Raw genomic sequence first — 19679 nt, forward strand, 5'->3', positions numbered from 1 at the left:
GGCCCTGCCGGCACCGGGGACCGGGGCCAGCAGAGTAATCAAGAAAGTATTGCAGTACGGATCACTTTGTCCAGTTAGGCCACCGAATTGAGGCGCTGCCAAGTGCGCGGATCGAGGGGGCCGACGGCGACTGGGGGGACTGGCCTCGGTCTCAGAGGAGGCCATCTCACCGCCGGCCCCGCCTTGCCCCGGGCCCTTGCCAAACCCGGGATCTTCAACTGGACCTACCTATAATTTTCCCCCATCTTGGAGGTCCTGCCTAGTACCTGCGGCGCACGCCCTGAGCGCGCCGCACGAGGAACGGCCGTCAAGCACAAAGAGGGGTACAGCGCCCTGCAGCGGACGCTGTACCCCTCCGTTGGAAGCAGCCGGTTGTGACTACCGGTTGCCGTGTTCCCCGCCGCCGGGGGACTCCCGGTGGCTGGCGCGGTCCCGCACCTTGTCCTTTACCCGGTCTCGGTGCGGCTCCGTTTCCTGTTGCCGGTCGTTGTCATCCTCATCCTGGTTTTCCGTGCCGTCGCCATGTTGCGCGCTGTACTTCTCACGCAGTTCGCGGCCAACCCGGATGTCTTCTTCCTCCTGCGCCTGGAGCTTTTCGCTCTTCTTGGTGTCCCTTGGCGGCAGCTGGATGGTTTCTTCCGCCTCGATGCCGGCCTCAAGCTGGCGGCCGCGTTCGAGTTCGGCATCGAACTCGGCGCCAAACAGCAGGGACAAGTTCAGGATCCAGAGCCACAGGAGCATAACGATCACGCCACCCAGGGCGCCGTACGTCTTGTTGTAGTTGCCGAAGTTGCCCACGTAAAACCCGAAGCCAAGGGACGCAATCAGGAAGACGAACAGGGCAATGCCCGAGCCCATGCTCATCCACTTGAACTTGGGCTGCTTGACGTTGGGAGTGGCGTAGTAGAGCACGGCGATGATGACGATGATGAGGGCCACCATGACCGGCCATTTAGCTATATTCCAGACGGCGAGGAAGACGCCGCTCAGCCCGATCAGGCCGCCCACTGCCTCTGCTACCGGACCGCTCAGGACCAGCATGCCGGCGAGGATCGCGATGATGACAATTGCCAGGAGGGTGACCACCAGCATGGTGCCGCGCAGCTTCACGAACGGCCGGCCTTCATCCACCTCGTACACCCGGTTCATGGCCCGCCCAAACGCGCCAACATAGCCCGATGCCGACCACAGGGCGGTGGCAAGACCGATGACCAGGGTCAGCCCTGCCGCCGGCGCGTTGGCCAGGTCTTCCACCACGCCGCTGACCGTATTGACTGTCTCCGCGGGGGCGAAACCGCGGACGATGTCCAGCAAGGCAGTGGTGGTCTTTTCCGGATCGCCGAAGATCCCGACCAGTGACACGAGGGCCAGGATGGCCGGGAACAGCGACAGGACGGCGTAGTACGTCAGCGCTGCGGCGAGATCGGTGCATTGGTCCTTGTTGAACTCGCGCAGTGTCTTCTTGAGGACGTATTTCCAGGAGGGCTTGTCCACGTCCCGGAGGTTGTCCGGTTTCCTGGAGTCGTTCGGATCCGGCGCCTGTCCTGCCTTGGCTGTGCTGGTCTCGGATGCGTCGTGAGTGGCCATGATGTGTCCTCTCGATCAGGGGCTGAAACGGACAGGCCGGTTCCGCGGGGTGCGGAACCGGCCTGTCTTCTGGTGCAGTTGCCTTGCGTTGCCGCGGGGCCCGGGCTCAGGTGTTTTGGACGTTGGTTTTGGCGTCGGTGGCGCGGTCCTTGACGTCGGTGGCGGCGTGTTGGCCTTCTGTTTTGACGTTTTGGGCTGCGTCGGTGGCGGTGGCTTTGACGTTTTCCATCGCTTCGCGGGCGGGTTCCTTGAGGTCCTGGGCCATGTCTTTTGCGGCCTCGGTGACCTGGTTGGCCAGGGGCTGGGCTGCGGTTTTGAGCTGGTCCGCGGCTTCGCGTTCTTTCTGGCTTGGCGGGATCAGGGAGGAGACTAGCATCCCGGCGCCGAAGGCGATCAGGCCTGCGGCGAGGGGGTTGCCCTGGGTTTTGGCTTTGACCTGGTCCGGTGCGTGGGACACGGCGGTGCCGGCGTCGGAGAGCCGGGCGGCGACGTTGTCCTTGGCGTCGTGGAGGGTGTCGCCGGTGTGGTGCAGGGCGTCGCTGGTGTGTCCGGTTCCGGTGTGCATGGTGTTCTGGACGCGGGTGGTGGCGTGGTCTGCTGTTCCCATGATTTTCTCCTTGACCCCGGTCACGGCGTCCCGGACTTTGTCGGTTTGGCGGTGGACGATGTTGGACGGGGTGACTTTGTCCGCGACGGCGTCCACGTTGGTGCCCAGCCGGGCGCGGGTGGCTTCGATGTCTTGGCGGATTGCGTCGGGGTTCTCGCTCATCGGTTGACCTCACCTGGTTTTAGGGTTGGGGGGATTTCGGAGAGTGTTTCGCCGGTCTGGGGCAGGCCTTTGATCTGCTTGAGTTCCTTGCGGCCGATGCTGGCCAGGACCGCGGCGATGATGGCCCAGAGGACGGCGACGATCACGGCGGCCCAGCCAAGCGGCATCAGGGCGCCGAGGGCGAACATGAGGGCAAGGGACAGGAAGACCAGGACGAAGTGTCCGGCCACGCCGGCGCCGGCGAGCATGCCGGAGCCTTTCCCGGCGCGGGTGGCGGATTGTTTGAGTTCGGCCTTGGCCAGTTCCACTTCCTGGCGCATCAGGGTGGACAGGTCCCGGGTCACATCACCCAGGAGCTCGCCAAGGGAGGCGTTATCGGCCTTCTGATGCGCCTCACTCGGCGGCATCTCAGGAATCTGGCTACTCATCACAAGCCGCCAGTGTGGCCATCCGCCCTGCGGTCACGGGTGAGCGGGTCTCCCGGCATGGGGTCGTCCGCAAGGTCGCGGTCGCGGAGGGGATCGTCAGCAATCCGGTTGCCCGACCATGGTTCTTCCACCAGTTGCGGGCTATCCAGGGCGCTGGCGGGACGCACGGGTTCGGCGTAACCGCCGCCGGGAGCGCCGCCGTCGTACCCCGCCGTGGTGGTGGCGGGGCCGGGGAGCTGGACCGGAGGTGGCGGAACGGTACCGCCGGCAGGTGCGTACGATTCGCTGTACTGGTCGCCGTACGGGGTGCCGGAGTACTGCCCGGCAAGGCCGGCACTGCGGCGTGTTCCGGACGACGATTCCGGGGCGCCTGCGGTGAGGCCGCGGGTGAGGCGGCCGGCCAGGACGCCGGCCCCGGCTGCCAGCAGCAGAAAGGTCCCGGGACGGTTCCGGGCGAACCGCTGGACCTCTGTCAGAAGGTCACCCGGCTCCCTGTTTTCCAGCCACGTGGCCATGGAGGAGGTGCGCTCGGCGGCCTGCCGGATGAGGTCGCTGGCCATGCCCTGCTGGTCCGGGGCGTCCGCCATGCTCCGCAGCTGGCCGGAGATAGAGCGCATGCCCTCGGCTGCCTTCTGCTGCTGCGTGCCGGCCTGGCTGGTCAGGCCCGTCTTCGCCTGGTGCAGCAGGTCCTGCGCGCTGTACTTCGCCTCCGCAGCAACGTTGGCAGCCTCGCTCTTGGCCGTCTGCGCCACGCTTTGGGCCGAATCTTTTGCCGTGCGGGCTACGTCCGCTGCTTCTTCCTTTGCCGCGTCCTTGCGGGACGCCCCGGCGGTGTCACCGGTTTGCGTCACCCCGGTCTGCGTCACCCCGGCCGGCGGAGTGGCGGCGGCTGGAAAGGTAGTGGCGGTCCGCTCGCCCGGTACACCCGTTGAGGCCGGGGGAGCCGTGTAGGCGGGATCCTCGGGCCATTGGTTCTCTGTCATCTTCGCTCTCTCTTTCCAAGAAGGCCGGCTGTTGATCAAGAACCAGCAATACTGGCCGTAAAATAATAAGCATGATTACTAATGGAAAGTAAGTACCCTTGCTAAGCGAGTTATAACGGTTCCAGAAACGTCAGCCGGAATGGCGCAGGCCTGCCCGGACATCGAAGTGGAAAGTGGTGGGTAGTTTGGAAACAGCTCCATGGGTTTGGGTGGTAGTGGCCATTGTTGTGCTCGTCCTTATTGTGTTGCTGCTGGCAACCGGAAGGCGCCGGAAGGCAATGCAGCAAAAACGCGATGAAGCCCACCGGGAACAGGCAGCCGAAATCCGCCGCGAGGCAGAAAATGTGGAACTTGATGCCCGGGAGCGCGAGGCCAAGGCTGCGCGTGCCCGTGCTGACGCAGAGCAGGCGCAGGTAAATGCCGCACGGCTCAAGCAGGAAGCCGACGCGACAGCCCGGGAAGCACAGTCGCTCCGCGCCGATGTTGCGGACCATACCCGCAGGGCGGACGAGGTGGATCCCGACGTCGGACGGGACGGAGCTGCGCGGGACCGGGATACCCGTGGTGACGGTGTCCGTGACGACACTGTTCGTGATGACGCCGTCCGGGATGACGCCGTCCGGGATGACGCCGTCCGCAGCGACGGGGTCCGCCGGGACGCCGTCCGGGATGATGCCCGTGGTGCCGCCGGCCCCGTCGGTGCCGCGGCCGGCGACGCACGCGCTGAGCGCCAGGAGGGTACGCATGTGGACCGGGACCGGATGGATGCTGCCCGTGAGGAAGCGGCACGCCGGGATGCTGCCCGGGAGGATGCGGCACGCCGGGACGGCGAGAACCCGCGGACCGGTATCTAGCCCGCCAATGACCTCCGGCTGGCCCCCGATAGGGCTCCCGGTCAGGGTTTACGCGGCTTGAGGACAGGGGAGGGGCTAATGCCCTTCCCCTGTCCCATGCCTTCGAGGACTTCCTTGACGGCGTCGACAGATGAGGTTCGCGCTTCCCATCCCAGGATGCGGCGGGCCCGGCTGGTATCCATCACCGGTGCCCCGGCTGCCATTTCCACCCAGCCTGAATCGGTGGGCACGAGGCGCAGCCACCAGGCCAGCCCCACCAGCCTGTGAAGCAGTCCCATGGGAATCGGAAGGATCCTGCGGGCGCCCAGGATGCGGGCCAGTTCCCGGGGCGTGAGGACGGGTTCGGCCGCGATGTTGAACGCCCCGCTGGCCCGCTGGTCGATGACCCGCCAGTAGGCCTCCGCCACATCGTCGGCGTGGACCGCCTGGAAGATGAGATCGTCAGGTGCGGGCAGCAGCGGAATCCGGGGCCGGGCCGGCAGGAGCCGCGGGTATACAGGTCCCAGGAAATACCTGCCGATTTCGCTGCCCGCGTCGCGCTGGAAGATCAGCCCCGGCCGGAGCCTGGCCACGGAGATCCCCGGCTCGGCCGCCGCGAACTCATCCAGCAGTTTTTCCTGTTCGGCCTTGTGCCGGCTGTAATGCGAGCCCGGCATGCCCTCTGCCGGCCACGATTCGTCCGTGCGCCTGTCCTTGGGGGCTTTGCTGTAGGCGCCAACTGAGGAGGCGCAGACAACCTGCTTGGCCGCTGCCGCCTTGGCTGCCGCCAGAACATTTCTGGTGCCCGTGACGTTGGTGCGGTAGAGCTGCTCGAGGTCCCGGTTGGGCTGGATCTGCCAGGCGAGGTGGACCACGGCGTCCACTCCGCGGAGCGCTGCCTCCAGCAGTGGCTTGTCCCGCTCCAGGCCGACGTCCAGGGTGTGCCAGTCCACGCCCGAATACGGTTCCCTGGTGGTGTCCGGAAGCCGCCTGCTCATGCCAACCACCTCCAGGCTTCCCGGTTTTTTGGACAGGTGGCCCTGCAGGTTCCGTAGCAGCGCTGTTCCTGCGTTTCCACTGGCTCCGGTGATGGCGATGCGCATGAAAAGGCTCCTCCGGCGGGGGGTGTGCTGATTCCGCTTACGTGTTGAGCCTATAGGGGGAAGGATTGTTTTATAAGCAACCTTATGATTTCCTACTTCTAAGTCTTGCCGCAGGCTTTCGGAACCAGACCGAGGGAACCATCGACAATGCCCGAATACTTCGCCGCGCTTGCCGTGGATGCTACGCCAGTCCGCCGGGAACAACCAGAACTCCCGCATCGAAACCCCTCAACCACCGCTTCCGGACAACTGCGGGAAACGTTTGAAAACGACCTGGTCCTCAGCTACCTGGATCTCGCGGAAGCCCTTGCCGGCCGGTTCGAGGCCCGCGGACGCGAACGGGCGGACCTGAACCAGGTGGCCTACCTTGGCCTGGTGAAGGCAGCCCGCGGGTTTGACCAGTCCAAGGGCGAAAGTTTCCCCGCCTACGCCGCCCCCACCATCACCGGTGAGCTGAAGAGGTACCTGCGGGACCGGACCTGGGTGGTCCGGCCGCCGAGGCATATCCAGGACCTCCGGACCAGGCTTTTCCGCGCCGAGCCGGAACTGACCCAGGCGCTGGGAAGGAACCCCAGCGTGGAGGAACTGGCCGGAGAGCTGGGGACGGACCCGGCGGAAGTCCAAGAAGCCATCTCGGCATCCAGCAGCATGCACCCGGATTCCCTTGACGCCGTCAACCCCAACTCGGACGCGCCGCCCATCGGCGACGTGCTGGCCTGCCCGGAAACGCCGCTGGAGCGGCTGGAGGACCTTGCCTGCCTGCGTGAGGCGATGCAGGACCTGGACGCCGCGGACCGGGAGCTTCTGTACCGCCGCTACTTCTGCGAGGAAACCCAGGTGCAGTTGGGGAAGCGGCTCGGCATGTCCCAGATGCAGGTTTCGCGCCGGCTGGCCCGCGTCCTGGTGGAACTCCAGCGGCGGCTTGAAAACAGCTCCCGTCCCGGCACTGCCCAGGACGGCGGCAACGCAGGATCATTGCGTGCCGTCCGCGGTGGCAGGGCTTCCGGCCCGGCCTCCCACACCCGCCGGTTGGGTGCCAAGCCAAGGACCGTTTAGTCCCCTAATGACCGTACGCCTGCCATGGAAAGTGTCTCCGCGGCGGGGCTGAAGGAGCAGCAGCAAACCCGCGAATTTCGTATCTTGCCTGTTCAGCGGCTCGGATCTTTCCGGTCCGAAAGCCGGGAAAAGCCTGCGGCCCTGTTTAGGAGCAGCAGGAGGAGGGAACAGGGTGCTTATGGAAAGCCCCGAAACGTCCAAGTTCCGCGCTGTCCTGTTCGACCGGGACGGAACCCTGGTGGTCGATGTGCCCTATAACGGGGACCCGGCACTGGTCCGGCCGGTGCCGGGTGCCAAAGCCGTGCTGGACGGCCTCCGGGCCGAGGGCATCGCCACCGGCGTCATCAGCAACCAGTCCGGCATCGCCCGGGGCCTGATCACTGAAGCCGATGTGGCGGGCGTGAATGCCAGGGTGGAAGAACTGCTGGGGCCTTTCGATGTGTGGGAAGTGTGCCCGCACTCGGAGCAGGACGGCTGCGCCTGCCGGAAGCCGCAGCCCGGAATGGTCCACAGCGCCTGCCGGAAGCTGGGCATCGCCGAATCCGAGGCAGCACTCATCGGCGACATCGGGGCGGATGTCCGTGCGGCGGAGGCTGCCGGAGCAACAGGCGTGCTGGTTCCCACCCCGGTGACCCGGGCTGAGGAGGTGGCAGCGGCGCGGCTGGTCGCCCCTGACCTGGCGGCCGCCGTCGGCCTGCTGCAGGGGACGCCCTGATGGGCCGCGTGCTGGTTGCACGCCTGGACAGCATGGGCGATGTCCTCCTGGCCGGGCCCGCGGTCCGGGCCGTGGCCCACGGCAGGGTTCCGGACGGCAGCGGCGCCAACCACGTGGTGATGCTGTGCGGCCGGCAGGGGGAGGCCGCGGCTGCGCTGCTGCCCGGCGCCGCGGAGGTGTACAGCTGGGACAGCCCGTGGATCATGAACCCCGCCCCGAAGATGACCGGCCCCCACGCGGACCGGCTCATCGATTTCGTCCGCAACTCACGGATCACCGAAGCGGTCATCCTCACGTCCTTCCACCAGTCCCCGCTGCCGCTGGCCCTGCTGCTGAGGCTGGCCGGCGTGGAGCGGATCACCGGGGCGTCCACCGATTACGCCGGGTCGCTGCTGGATGTCAGGCTCAAGCCCGGTGAGGATTTCCCGGAGGACCAGCCCGAGGCCGAGCGGGCGCTGGGCATCGCGGAGGCCGCCGGGTTCCGGCTGCCGGCCGGGGACGACGGCAAGCTCCACCTCGCGTCCGTCCCCGATGTACGGGACCTGGTGGGCACCGAACCCTACGTGGTGGTCCATCCGGGGGCTGCCGTCCCGGCCAGGGCGTGGCCGCCGCTGCACCACGCCGCGGCCGTCGAACTGCTTCAGGGCGCGGGACGCCGGGTGGTGGTGACGGGCGGCCCCAACGAGGCCTCACTGACCGCCACCGTGGCCGGCCCTTCCGCGCTGGACCTCGGCGGACGGACCGACCTCTCAACCCTGGCGGGTGTCATGGCGGGGGCCGACGCGGTAGTCACCGGGAACACCGGCCCCGCCCACCTCGCAGCCGCCGTGGGCACTCCGGTGGCGTGCCTGTTTTCGCCCGTGGTGCCCGCCATCCGCTGGGCGCCGTACGGGGTGCCGCTGGAACTGCTGGGCGACCAGAACGCGGCCTGCCGGATGACCCGCGCCCGCGTCTGCCCGGTCCCGGGCCATCCCTGCCTCGACTCCGTCTCGCCCGAGGAGGTGGTTGCCGCCGTCGAACGGCTGATCGGCGGAGTGAGCTCCTTCAGCACCCATGTCAGCACCCGTAGAAAGGCCCGTAACAGATGAGAATCCTGCTATGGCATGTCCACGGTTCCTGGACGGACGCGTTTGTGCGCGGACGTCATGAGTACCTGCTTCCTGTCCTGCTGGAAGGTGGTGCCTGGGGACTTGGCCGTGCCGGCAGGGACTGGCCGCCTTCAGTGCGGGAGGTGGACCTGGCAACGCTCGACGCCGACGCCGTTGACGCCGTCGTGCTTCAGCGCCCGGAAGAGATTGCGGAGGTGTCCCGGCTGCTGGGGCGGACCCCGGGCCGCGACCTGCCGGCGGTGTACGTGGAGCACAACACCCCCAAGGGCAATTTTCCGAACACCCGCCATCCGCTCGCGGACCAGGACAGCATCCCGGTGGTCCACGTGACCCATTTCAACCGACTGGCCTGGGACAACGGCTCGGCTCCCGCCACCGTCATTGAGCACGGGATCCCGGACCCCGGGCACCTGTACACGGGGGAGCTGGCCGAGCTGGGCGTTGTGGTTAATGAGCCGGTGCGCCGCGGCCGGGTGACCGGAACCGATCTGCTGCCGGCCTTTGCCTCGGTGGCGCCCCTTCAGGTCTTCGGCATGAAGACGGACGGGCTCGCCGCCGCCACCGGCATCGATGCGTCCCGGCTGGCGGCCCGGGGCGACCTGAAGACGCAGGAACTGCACCGGGAACTGGCCCGCTGCCGGGTCTACGTGCACCCCATGCGCTGGACGTCCCTGGGCCTGTCCCTCCTGGAAGCCATGCACCTGGGCATGCCGGTGGTGGCGCTGGCCACCACCGAAGCGCCGCGGGCGGTGCCGCCGGAGGCCGGCGCCGTCTCCGCCGACATCGACGAGCTGCTCCGCTGTGCGCAGAGGCTGGTCGCCAATCCGGATGAAGCACGACGGCGGGGCGCAGCCGCCCGTGAGGCGGCGCTGGAACGCTACAACCTGGGCACGTTCCAGGACCGCTGGGATGAGCTGCTGGCGGACCTGCGGAGCCGGCCCCGTCACTCCGTCAACGAGCACCCGGACGAGCGGATCCTTGTCCCGGCGCCAGAGAGGAAGACCCCATGAAAATCGCCATGATTTCCGAGCACGCCAGTCCGCTGGCGGCCCTGGGCGGAGTGGACGCGGGCGGACAGAACGTCCATGTTGCCGCGCTGTCCGAAGCGCTCGCCAAGCGGGGCCACCACGTCACCGTCTACACCCGCAGGGATGCAACGGAGCTTCCCGCCAGGGTCCGGGTGGGTCGCCGGCTTGAGGTTGTGCACGTCGATGCCGGCCCCGCCCGGCACGTGCCCAAGGATGAGCTGCTTCCCTACATGGGGGAGCTCGCGGACGGTGTGGCCAGGGACTGGGGACAGCGGCCGCCGGACGTGGTGCACGGCCACTTCTGGATGTCCGGTCTTGCCGCGCTTGACGCTGCGCGCCGGCCCGACGCGGGATACCGCGTCCCGGTGATCCAGACCTTCCACGCCCTCGGCACGGTGAAACGCCGGCACCAGGGCGCAGAGGACACCAGTCCCACCGAACGCCGCTGGCTGGAGCCCGGCGTGGGGCGCTCCGCGGACAGGATCATTGCCACCTGCTCGGATGAGGTTTTTGAGCTCAAGGCCATGGGCATCACCACGGGCAAGATCTCCATCGCCCCCTGCGGCGTGGACCTGGGCTTCTTCTCGGCTGAGGGACCCGCTGCCGCCCGGAAGCGGCGCCACCGGGTCCTCTCGGTGGGCCGGCTGGTGCCGCGCAAGGGCGTCGACCTGGTGATCCGCGCCCTGCCGCACCTGCGTGCCGCGGGGTTCGACGACGTCGAGCTCCTCATTGTGGGCGGCGGCGGGGATTCCGGCGTCCTGCACGCGGACCCGGAGGTGCGCCGGCTGCTGGCCCTCGCTGCCGAGCTGGGCGTCGCGGACCAGGTCTCGCTGCAGGGGCAGGTGTCCCGCGCCGAAATGCCCGGGATCTTCCGCAGCGCCGACGCCGTGGTCTGTGCGCCCTGGTACGAGCCGTTCGGCATCGTCCCGCTGGAGGCGATGGCCTGCGGCGTCCCCGTGGTGGCGGCTGCCGTGGGCGGCCTGCGGGACACCGTGGTGGACCACGCCACCGGCCTGCACGTGCCGCCGCGGGACCCGGAAGCGATCGCCTCGGCGCTCGCGCTGCTGCTCGGAAACCCGGACCTGCGCACCGAACTCGGCAACGCCGGCCAGGTGCGTGCCCGCACCAGGTACTCGTGGGAGCGGGTGGCCGCCGAAACGGAGAAGGCCTACCAGCTCGCCGTGGCGGAGACCCCGGCCGGCGCCATACCCATGGAAGGAGCAGCGCTGTGACTGCTGAATGGTCCCTGAGGGAAGCCGACCTGCGGGTGCTGGCCACCGCGCCGGCGCTGCCCGCCGTGCTGCCTGGGGCGGCTTTTGTCGACCCGGACAGTGCCGATGCCGTGCGCAGCCACCTGGACAACGTGGTTCCGGCGCTGGAATCGCTCCGCAGCCAGTCCGGCCGCCTCGCCGCCTGGGGAGTTGAGCTCGCCCAGCGGCTGCTGCGCGGCCAGCGGCTCCTCGCCGCCGGCAACGGCGGGTCCGCCGCCGAGGCACAGCACCTCACCGCCGAACTGGTGGGCAGGTTCGACGGCGAACGCGTCCCGTTCTCCGCCATCTCCCTGCACGCGGAATCCTCCGCCGTCACGGCCATCGCCAATGACTACGGCTACGACGAGGTGTTCGCCCGCCAGGTCCGGGCGCATGCCCGTTCCGGCGATGTGCTGATGCTGCTGTCCACCAGCGGCAAGAGTTCCAACCTGCTGCGCGCCGCGGAGGCGGCAGCGCGGCTCAACGTGACCACGTGGGCGCTGACCGGAACAGGCCCCAACCCGCTGGCCGATGCCTGCGACGAGGCCGTGATGGTCGACGCCCTCAACGCCAATGCCCAGGAAGGGCACCTGATCGCGCTGCACGCCGTGTGCCGGGCCTTCGACCTCGAGGTGGCCCGCCGCAGTCCCACGGTGGGAGGTGGCCGGCCATGAGGATCGTGGTGGTGGGCGACGTCATGCTGGACGTTGACCTTTCGGGTGAGGCCACCCGCCTCAGCCCCGATGCTCCGGTTCCCGTGGTGGATGTCTCGGGCGTCCGCCGTCGTGCCGGGGGCGCCGGGCTGGTGGCCCGGATGCTGGCCGAGGACGGCTGGCCGGTCACCCTGGTGACGGTTATTGGCGACGACGACGCCGGGCGGCAGCTAAGGGAGCACCTCGCCGGAGTGCGGCTCGTGGCAGGCCCCAGCGGCTACCCTTCGCCGGTGAAGACCCGGGTGCGGGCAGGCTCGCACCCCCTGGTGCGCTTCGACCAGGGGTGCGAAAAGACGCCGGTACCCGACGTCAACCCCGCCATGCTCAGCGCCGTGGAGCAGGCGGGGGTGATCATCGTCGCGGACTACGGCAGGGGAGTGGCCGCCAACCCGCGGCTCCGCGAACTCCTCACCAGGCTGGCCCGGAAGGTGCCCGTCATCTGGGATCCGCATCCGTCCGGTCCGGACCCGGTGCCCGGCGTGGCAGTGGCCACGCCCAACCTGTCCGAAGCGGTCAGGGCCGCCCAGGCCTTGGCACCCAAGGACCCGCAGCCAGCAGCGGACAAGGGGGCAGCCGGCGGAAAGGACGGGTCCGGGGACCATGCCGCAGAGGCGGGCCGCATCCTGCTGGACCACTGGCAGAGCAACGCGGTGCTGGTCACCCGGGGAGAGCAAGGCGCCGTCCTGCTGCGCCGCGATGGCCAGGAGCCGCTCACCGTGCCTGCTCCCCGGGTGGAAGCGGGGGATCCCTGCGGCGCCGGGGACCGGCTCGCAGCGGGCCTGGCCGTGCACCTGCTGGCCGGGCGGAGCCTGGAGGAGGCCGCCGGCCTGGCGGTTCACGACGCCGCCGATTTCCTCGCTGCCGGCGGGGTGGCGGCGCTTCCCGACCGCACCACTGGTCCTGCCGGGCAGGACGCTGAAACGGACGGCGCAGCATCCGACCCGCGGTCCCTCAGGGCGAAGCGCCGCCCCACCGAGCCGCTGCTGCTGGCCAGGACGGTCCGGCAGAACGGCGGAACCGTGGTGGCCACCGGCGGCTGCTTCGACCTGCTCCATGCAGGCCACGTCCGTTCCCTCACCGCGGCCCGCGAGCTGGGGGACTGCCTGATCGTCTGCCTGAACTCGGATGACTCGGTGCGGCGGCTCAAGGGCCCGGAACGTCCCATTATCGGCCAGCTCGACAGGGCCGAGCTGCTGCTCGCCATGGAGTGCGTGGACGCGGTGCTGGTCTTCGACGAAGACACCCCCGAGGCCGCCCTGGAGCGGCTGCGCCCGGACATCTGGGTCAAGGGCGGCGACTACAAGGGCGCCCGGCTCCCGGAATCGGACCTGGTGGAAAGCTGGGGCGGCCGCTGCCTCACGGTTCCCTACCACCCGGCGCGGTCCACCACCGGACTCGCCAACGCGCTCGCCAAGGTGGGCTGACCGGCCCTCCCCGCGCTACACGACAACGTATTTACCCATGTGAAAGGAACACCATGACCGCAGAATCGCATGCACCCGGCCGCGTCCTCATTACCGGAGGGGCCTCCGGACTGGGCGCCGCCGTCGTCGAGGCCGTCCTCAACGCGGGCGGCACCCCGGTGGTGCTGGACCGCGACATCAGCAACGTCTCCGGCGTGAAGGCCTTCGAAGTGGACGTCGCCGACCGCCTGGCGGTGGAAGTCGCGGTGCGCGAAGCCGCCGAGACGGTGGGCGGGCTGGACGCGGTGGTCACCGCCGCCGGGATCGACCGCTGCGGCAAGCTGGCCGACGTGGATGCCACGGAGTGGGAAAAGGTCATCGGCGTGAACCTGATGGGCACCGTGTCCGTGGTCCGGGCCGCCCTGCCGTACCTCAAGGCCACCCACGGCCGGGTTGTCACGGTCGCTTCCACGCTGGGCAAGCGCGCGGTGGCTGACGCCACAGCCTACTGCGCCTCCAAGTTCGGCGTGGTGGGCTTCAGCCACGCGCTCGCCGCCGAGACTGGCGGGGAAATCGGCGTCACCACCATGATCCCGGGCGGGATGAAGACCCGCTTCTTCGATGACCGCACCGAACAGTACAAGCCCCAGGACGATTCGAGGCTCAACGATCCGGCGAACGTGGCCAAGGCCATCCTGTTCGCGTTGTCCCAGCCGAAGGGCTGCGAAGTCCGCGAGATGCTGGTCTGCCACGAGGAGGAGGGCTCCTGGCCCTAAGCCCCAGACCGGCCCTGCATGAACCGACGGGAGGAACCCCATGCCTACAACAGCCACCGAAACCATCAGCCAGGACACCGCCAGCGGTTCCGGCATCACCATCCGGGATCCACGCACGGGTGACATCCTGTGGACGGTGCCCGAAGCCGGGCCGGGTGCAGTGGACCATGCCGTGGAAGTGGCCCGCAGTGCCACCGCCGAATGGGCGGCCACGGCCCCGGGAGAGCGGGGTGCCGCGCTGCGCTCCGCTGCCCGTGCACTCGATGCCGCAGCGCAGGAGCTGGCCGGCCTCAACGCCAGCGAAACCGGCCGGCCGGTGGAGGAAGCGCTCGCCGGCATTGCCGCCGGGGTGTCCACCCTGGAGCAGTACGCCGAGCTCGGCCCGGTGCACCGTGGCCACAGCCTCCGCGGAAACCGGCTCGCCTCCGACTACACGGTGGCCGAACCCCGGGGCGTGGCAGTCCTCCTGACGCCCTGGAACGATCCGGTGGCGGTGGCCTGCGGCCTGATCGGCGCAGCCCTGGTCACCGGAAACACCGTCATCCACAAGCCCAGCGAGCGGTGCCCGCGCCTGGGCGAGGCGCTCGGCGAGGTCCTGGCGCCGGCCTTTCCGCCAGGGGTGTTCCTTACGGTCAACGGCGGGGCGGAGGTGGGCGCCCTGCTGTCCCAGGCCGACGTGGATGTGCTGGCCCACGTGGGGTCCAGCGCCTCTGGTGCCCGGATCGCCCGGGCCGGGGCGCTGACCGGAGCCCACGTGATCAGGGAGAACGGCGGCAACGATCCGCTGCTCGTGGACAGCGATGTGGATCCCGCCTGGGCCGCCAGCCAGGCCGCCATCGGTGCCTTCAGCAACAGCGGCCAGATCTGCACAGCGGTGGAGCGGATCTACGTCCACAAGGCCATCGCGGAGGAGTTCTGCGCCGCCCTGCAGGCAGAGGCCGCGCAGCGCAACAGCAACGGCAGCGTGGCGCCGCTGGTGGACCTGCGCATGCGCGACGAGGTGCACGCCCAGGTTGCGGACGCCCTGGAACAGGGTGCCCGGGCGGTTGAGGGCGGCACCCTTCCGGACGGGCCGGGGTCCTTGTATCCGGCCACCGTGCTGCTGGACTGCACGGACGGGATGCAGGTCATGACAGAGGAGACCTTCGGCCCGGTTGCCCCGGTGCAGGTGGTGGACACGTTCGACGACGGCCTGCGCCTGGCATGCAGCGGCAGGTATGGCCTGGCCGCCACAGTCCTGAGCGGCAATATCGCGCACATCCAGCAGGCGGTCGCGGCCCTGCCGGTGGGAACCGTCAAGGTCAATGAGGTGTTCGGCGGCGCCCCGGGCGGCGCGGCACAGCCGCGCGGCGACAGCGGGCACGGGTTCGGTTACGGCCCGGAGCTGCTGGACGAGTTCAGCCAGGTGAAGGTGGTGCACATTGCTGCCCCGCCCGCGACGACCCCCCGGAAGGACCAGCCATGAGCACGTCTCCCGAAGCCGTGGACCTCTCCAGCCAGCGGGCGCTGTCGGAGTGGCTGCCCGGGCGGCTGGCGGCGGAAGAACCACGCATCCTGGTGATTGGCGACCTCATGCTGGACGGCTGGTGGAGCGGCACCATCGAGCGGCTCTGCCGCGAGGCCCCCGCCCCGGTGGTGGACATCCAGGTCCGGGAGTCCGTCCCCGGCGGTGCAGCCAACACCGCCATGAACCTGGCCGCCCTGGGCGCGCGGGTTTCCGTGGCCGGGATCATCGGCACCGACGACGCCGGCGTGGACCTGCGGAACCAGCTGGTGGCTGCCGGCATCGACGTCCGGCACCTGCAGACCCACCCGGACATGGTGACCACCACCAAGACCAGGATCAGCAGCGGCGGGCAGGTGATGCTGCGCCTGGACGACTCAGCCAGGACTGTGCCGGCCGACGCGCTGGCCGCGCTGGCCGCCTCGGTGCGCGCCGCCGTCGAACGCCAGGATGCCGTCCTGGTCTGCGACTACGGCAACGGCGTCCTCGCCGGGCCGGTGCATGACGGACTGGTGGCGGCGCTGGGGTCCCGGGAGGGCGTGGCGCGGCGGCCCCTGGTGGTGGTCGATTCGCACGATCCCCGCCCCTGGGCTCCGCTGCACCCTGACCTGGTCACCCCGAACGCGCAGGAAACGGCGCGGCTGCTGGACCGGCGGCTGCCCGACGGACAGGAACGCGTGGACGCCGTGGGTGCGCACGCCGAAGCCCTGCTCGCGGCCACCGGCGCCCGGGCGGTGGTGGTCACCCTGGACCGCGACGGCACGGTTCTGCTGACGTCCGACGGCGTCCGGCACCGCACGTGGGCACGGCCGGCGGCCGAGAAGCAGGCCTCCGGGGCCGGCGACACGTTCGTTGCGGCCCTCACGCTGGGCCGCTCGGCCGGGCTGCCCCTGACCGCGAGCCTGGACCTGGCGCAGTCCGCAGCGGATGTGGTGGTGCACCAGCCGGGCACGTCGGTGTGCAGCACAGAACAGCTGGGCCGCTACCTCCGGGCCTTCGCGGACACCGCGCTGGGTGCCGACGAACTGGAACGGCAGCTCGACGTGCACCGGGCGCAGGGGCAGCGGATCGTGCTGACCAACGGCTGCTTCGATGTGCTGCACAGCGGGCACACCCGCTACCTCAACCAGGCCAAGCAGCTGGGCGACATCCTGGTGGTGGCCCTCAACAGCGACGACTCGGTCCGCCGGCTCAAGGGCGCCGGCCGGCCCATCAACGCCGTGGGCGACCGGGCCGCCGTGGTGGCCGCCCTCAGCTGCGTGGACTACGTGACCGTCTTCGACACCCCCACCGCCGGGCCGCTCATCCGGCAGCTCCGCCCGGAGGTCTACGCCAAGGGCGGGGACTACACCCCGGAGATGCTGGCGGAGACCCCGGCCGTGGAGGAATACGGCGGCCGGGTGGCCATCCTGGACTACGTGGCGGAACGCTCCACCACCGCCGTGGTCAACCGGATCAGGGACGGCGAGGGTGCCGCTTCGGCCATCTAGCTGTTTCCGCAGGCCCGCCTCTGTCCGCGAAGGACCGGAGGCGGGCCATGGATTCAACTAGGGTTGAAGCATGACTGAGGCGCGGCACGGGTAATGGCGAAACGCGGAAAGTCAGGGGGCCGGGCCGGCCGGACGGCGGCTGTCACGGCCGAACAAACCAAGGGGACAAAGCCTGGCGGTCCCGTGGAAGGCGTCTACTACATCGATACCGGCGACTGCGAGCTGATCGCGGACCAGGACAACTCCACCGGCTGGCTCCTGAAGATCAACGGCGTCATGAGCTCGCACATCGACCTCGCCGACCCGCTGTTCCTCGACTTCGAGTACATGCGCTGGATGGCGGCGCTGATCGAGTCGCGCTGGCCGCCGTCGGGCATTGCTTCCGGAGGCTCCGCAGCGGGCACCGGCACAACCTCCCGGCTGCGCGGGCTGCATTTGGGCGGCGGCGCCTGCTCGCTGGCCCGCTACTTTGCCGCCGCCTACCCCGACGCGCGGCAGGTGGTGGTGGAGCTCGACGGGAAGCTGGCCGAATATGTCCGCGGCTGGTTCGACCTCCCCAAGGCCCCGCTGCTGCGCCTGCGGGTGGGGGAGGCCCGCCAGGTGACGGAGACCCTGACCCCGGACACCCGGGACTTCATCATCCGGGACGTCTTTGCCGGTGCCCTGACCCCGCGCCCGCTGACAACGGCCGAGTTCAACCAGCACGTCCGCCGGGTCCTCGCCCCCGGCGGGGTGTACGTCGTGAACTCGGGCGACGGGCCGGACCTCAAGAACGCGCGTGAAGACGCCGCCACCATCGCGGCCGCCTTCGCGCACACCGTCATCATCGCCGACCCCGCCATGCTGAAGGGCAGGCGCTACGGGAACATGGTGATGGCCGGCAGCGACGTTCCCTTTGGGGACGATCCGCAGCTTGCCCGCCGGCTCCTGGGCGGCGCGGTCCCGGCACACCTCTGGGACGACGCCCAGGTCCGGGCCTTCGCTGCCGGCGCCCCGGTCCGCCACGACCCTCCCGCACCGGTGGATGGGCCCGGTCAAACCAGTCACCCATCGATTGCTGAGTAACTGCCGTTATCAGGGCTCATAACGGCAGTTATGGAGCAGTCGATGAGGAGGAAGCCCGGCCCAGGAGCGCCTCCCGGTGGGCGGCCACCTGGTCCCGCAGCGCCTGCACCACGGCCGCGACCGCCGGCCGTCGCAGTGACTCCGCACGCAGGACCATCCAGTAGGGGAGCAGTTCGGCGATCTCATCCGGGAACAACCGGACCAGGTCATCGTGGAGGTCGCCCATGAAGCAGGGCAGGAATCCCACACCTGCGCCCGCCCGCGTGGCCTCGACGTGGACGAAGACGTTGGTGGACGTCAGTCCGTCGCGCATGGCGGGGACCAGCCGGCGCGGCGCGTCCAGGTCGTCCACCTGCAGCATCGAGTCCACGAAATACACCAGCGGATGCTCGTTGAGCTCGGCCACGCTGCCGGGCATCCCATGCTCGGCAAGGTAGGCCCGTGAGGCGTACATGCCCAGCATGTATTCGCCCAGCCGCACGGCCTCGGCACGGTGCACCTGCGGCTCTCCCACCACCACCTCGATGTCAAGCCCCGAGCGCTGCTGCAGAGCCCGCCGGGTCATGGTCACCACCTCCACGCTGAGGCCCGGGTGGTCACGGCGGAGCCGGGCCACTGCAGGAGCCGCGATGTAGGCGCTGAACCCGTCGGTCGCCGTCATGCGCACGACGCCGGTTATCGGGTCCGGTGCCTTGCCCGCCGGTCCCAGCGTGCCCAGGACGGCCTCCACCTGCTCGGCCACAAGCACCGCCTGCTGGCCCAGCTCGGTCAGTTCCCAACCGCCCGCGGCGCGGGCAAGGACCCGGCCGCCCAGCGCTTTCTCCAGCGCGGCGATCCTGCGCGAGACGGTGGTGTGGTTCAGCCCCAAGGCCTGGGCCGCCGTCGTAAATTTTGCCGAGCGGGACACTGCGAGCAGGACCAGGAGGTCATCCGGATTGGCGTTCATATCTGCAATTCTGCACATGGCGGGTGCCGGTTTGGTTATTGAAGCCGCATCTGTGTGCAGCAATACTCAGGGTAGCCGTCAGTGCTGGAGACCAGCACGTGTCAGTGAAGACACCAAGGAGAAACAGTGAGCGCAGAGCAACGCCCCGCAAACCAGGCAGCCGGGTCCGGCGGTGATTTGAACGGCCGGAAGGCGCTGGTTACCGGAGGTGCCAGTGGAATCGGAGCGGCGTGCGTGCGGGAGCTCGCGGCGCGCGGGGCCAAGGTGGTGGTGGCCGACGTCGACTCCGCCGGCGCCGCCGCGCTCGCCGACGAGGTGGGCGGCACCTCCTGGGCTGTGGACCTGCTGGATGTGGACCGGCTCGCCACCCTGAGCCTGGACTGCGACATCCTGGTGAATAACGCCGGGATCCAGCGCATCAGCCCCATCGAGGAGTTCGATCCCGCCGATTTCCGGCGGCTCCTCACCCTGATGCTGGAGGCGCCGTTCCTGTTGATCCGGGCGGCACTGCCGCACATGTACGCCAACAATTTTGGCCGGATCATCAACCTTTCCTCGGTTCACGGTATTCGGGCTTCGCCGTTCAAGAGCGCCTACGTCGCCGCCAAGCACGGGCTTGAGGGGCTCAGCAAGGTGACGGCGCTGGAGGGCGGGGAGCACGGGGTGACTTCCAACTGCATCAACCCCGGCTATGTGCGCACGCCGCTGGTGGAGTCGCAGATCGCGGACCAGGCCAAGGTGCACGGCATCCCCGAGTCCGAAGTCCTGGCCAGGGTGATGCTTACCGAGTCCGCCATCAAGCGCCTGGTGGAGCCGGAGGAGGTAGCATCCCTGGTGGCGTGGCTGGCGTCGGCCCCTGCGGGAATGGTCACCGGTGCCAGCTACACCATGGACGGCGGCTGGTCAGCGAAGTAGCCCCCC

At 69.1% G+C, this 19679-nt stretch carries 19 protein-coding genes; 13 read left to right on the plus strand and 6 right to left on the minus strand.

The window, feature by feature from the left end:
• Window positions 1-378 precede the first annotated feature (378 nt).
• The 4 genes from ACJJV6_RS10280 to ACJJV6_RS10295 form a co-directional block, all read right to left on the minus strand.
• Window positions 379-1587, minus strand: coding sequence for a YihY/virulence factor BrkB family protein (locus ACJJV6_RS10280; protein ID WP_009359628.1), 1209 nt, complete (start codon window positions 1585-1587; stop codon window positions 379-381).
• A 106-nt stretch (window positions 1588-1693) separates the two neighbouring features.
• On the minus strand, window positions 1694-2356 hold the full coding sequence (locus ACJJV6_RS10285; protein WP_407708850.1) for a DUF3618 domain-containing protein: 663 nt from the start codon (window positions 2354-2356) through the stop codon (window positions 1694-1696).
• Window positions 2353-2784 carry a phage holin family protein gene (locus ACJJV6_RS10290; RefSeq protein WP_407708851.1) on the minus strand — a complete coding sequence of 144 codons (432 nt, stop codon included), beginning with the start codon at window positions 2782-2784 and terminating at the stop codon, window positions 2353-2355. The genes ACJJV6_RS10285 and ACJJV6_RS10290 overlap by 4 nt, the downstream gene beginning before the upstream one ends.
• Window positions 2784-3767: a hypothetical protein gene (locus tag ACJJV6_RS10295; protein WP_407708852.1), complete on the minus strand. Its 984-nt coding sequence runs from the start codon at window positions 3765-3767 to the stop codon at window positions 2784-2786. The genes ACJJV6_RS10290 and ACJJV6_RS10295 overlap by 1 nt, the downstream gene beginning before the upstream one ends.
• 278 nt (window positions 3768-4045) lie before the next feature.
• Between ACJJV6_RS10295 and ACJJV6_RS10300 the strand changes: the two genes are divergently transcribed.
• Window positions 4046-4621 (plus strand): hypothetical protein, encoded by a 576-nt coding sequence (locus ACJJV6_RS10300; protein WP_407708853.1) that lies wholly within the window; start codon window positions 4046-4048, stop codon window positions 4619-4621.
• A gap of 41 nt (window positions 4622-4662) precedes the next feature.
• On the opposite strand, the gene ACJJV6_RS10305 is transcribed toward ACJJV6_RS10300, so the two are convergent.
• Window positions 4663-5703: an NAD-dependent epimerase/dehydratase family protein gene (locus tag ACJJV6_RS10305; protein WP_407708854.1), complete on the minus strand. Its 1041-nt coding sequence runs from the start codon at window positions 5701-5703 to the stop codon at window positions 4663-4665.
• A 147-nt stretch (window positions 5704-5850) separates the two neighbouring features.
• On the opposite strand from ACJJV6_RS10305, the gene ACJJV6_RS10310 reads away from it, so the two are divergent.
• The 11 genes from ACJJV6_RS10310 to ACJJV6_RS10360 all read left to right on the plus strand — a co-directional run bounded on the left by ACJJV6_RS10310 (window position 5851) and on the right by ACJJV6_RS10360 (window position 17812).
• Window positions 5851-6759 (plus strand): sigma-70 family RNA polymerase sigma factor, encoded by a 909-nt coding sequence (locus tag ACJJV6_RS10310; RefSeq protein WP_407708855.1) that lies wholly within the window; start codon window positions 5851-5853, stop codon window positions 6757-6759.
• Between the two features lie 178 nt (window positions 6760-6937).
• Complete coding sequence (locus ACJJV6_RS10315) at window positions 6938-7474, plus strand: HAD-IIIA family hydrolase (protein WP_354177092.1); 537 nt, start codon at window positions 6938-6940, stop codon at window positions 7472-7474.
• Window positions 7474-8562: a glycosyltransferase family 9 protein gene (locus tag ACJJV6_RS10320; RefSeq protein ID WP_133348732.1), complete on the plus strand. Its 1089-nt coding sequence runs from the start codon at window positions 7474-7476 to the stop codon at window positions 8560-8562. Before ACJJV6_RS10315 ends, ACJJV6_RS10320 begins: the two co-directional genes overlap by 1 nt.
• Window positions 8559-9593 (plus strand): glycosyltransferase, encoded by a 1035-nt coding sequence (locus tag ACJJV6_RS10325; RefSeq protein WP_407708856.1) that lies wholly within the window; start codon window positions 8559-8561, stop codon window positions 9591-9593. Before ACJJV6_RS10320 ends, ACJJV6_RS10325 begins: the two co-directional genes overlap by 4 nt.
• A complete protein-coding gene (locus ACJJV6_RS10330; protein WP_407708857.1) occupies window positions 9590-10843 on the plus strand; it encodes a glycosyltransferase in 1254 nt (417 codons plus the stop codon). The genes ACJJV6_RS10325 and ACJJV6_RS10330 overlap by 4 nt, the downstream gene beginning before the upstream one ends.
• A complete protein-coding gene (locus ACJJV6_RS10335) occupies window positions 10840-11535 on the plus strand; it encodes an SIS domain-containing protein (RefSeq protein ID WP_407708858.1) in 696 nt (231 codons plus the stop codon). Before ACJJV6_RS10330 ends, ACJJV6_RS10335 begins: the two co-directional genes overlap by 4 nt.
• Window positions 11532-12998: a PfkB family carbohydrate kinase gene (locus tag ACJJV6_RS10340; protein WP_407708859.1), complete on the plus strand. Its 1467-nt coding sequence runs from the start codon at window positions 11532-11534 to the stop codon at window positions 12996-12998. Before ACJJV6_RS10335 ends, ACJJV6_RS10340 begins: the two co-directional genes overlap by 4 nt.
• A 53-nt stretch (window positions 12999-13051) precedes the next feature.
• Window positions 13052-13753, plus strand: a complete 702-nt coding sequence (locus tag ACJJV6_RS10345; RefSeq protein WP_407708860.1) for an SDR family oxidoreductase — start codon at window positions 13052-13054, stop codon at window positions 13751-13753.
• 40 nt (window positions 13754-13793) lie between these two features.
• Window positions 13794-15218 carry an aldehyde dehydrogenase family protein gene (locus ACJJV6_RS10350; RefSeq protein ID WP_407708861.1) on the plus strand — a complete coding sequence of 475 codons (1425 nt, stop codon included), beginning with the start codon at window positions 13794-13796 and terminating at the stop codon, window positions 15216-15218.
• Entirely contained in the window at window positions 15215-16747 is a 1533-nt protein-coding gene (rfaE2, locus tag ACJJV6_RS10355) for a D-glycero-beta-D-manno-heptose 1-phosphate adenylyltransferase (protein WP_133348330.1), read from the plus strand. The genes ACJJV6_RS10350 and rfaE2 overlap by 4 nt, the downstream gene beginning before the upstream one ends.
• A gap of 93 nt (window positions 16748-16840) precedes the next feature.
• The gene (locus tag ACJJV6_RS10360) at window positions 16841-17812 is read left to right on the plus strand and encodes a spermidine synthase (RefSeq protein WP_407708862.1); all 972 of its coding nucleotides are present in this window, start codon (window positions 16841-16843) and stop codon (window positions 17810-17812) included.
• A 28-nt stretch (window positions 17813-17840) separates the two neighbouring features.
• On the opposite strand, the gene ACJJV6_RS10365 is transcribed toward ACJJV6_RS10360, so the two are convergent.
• The gene (locus tag ACJJV6_RS10365) at window positions 17841-18758 is read right to left on the minus strand and encodes a LysR family transcriptional regulator (RefSeq protein ID WP_407708863.1); all 918 of its coding nucleotides are present in this window, start codon (window positions 18756-18758) and stop codon (window positions 17841-17843) included.
• 126 nt (window positions 18759-18884) lie between these two features.
• On the opposite strand from ACJJV6_RS10365, the gene ACJJV6_RS10370 reads away from it, so the two are divergent.
• Complete coding sequence (locus ACJJV6_RS10370) at window positions 18885-19673, plus strand: 3-hydroxybutyrate dehydrogenase (RefSeq protein WP_009357263.1); 789 nt, start codon at window positions 18885-18887, stop codon at window positions 19671-19673.
• Window positions 19674-19679 lie beyond the last annotated feature (6 nt).

Origin of the sequence: Arthrobacter nitrophenolicus (assembly GCF_045833485.1) — a bacterium.
Classification (GTDB): Bacteria; Actinomycetota; Actinomycetes; order Actinomycetales; family Micrococcaceae; genus Arthrobacter; species Arthrobacter nitrophenolicus.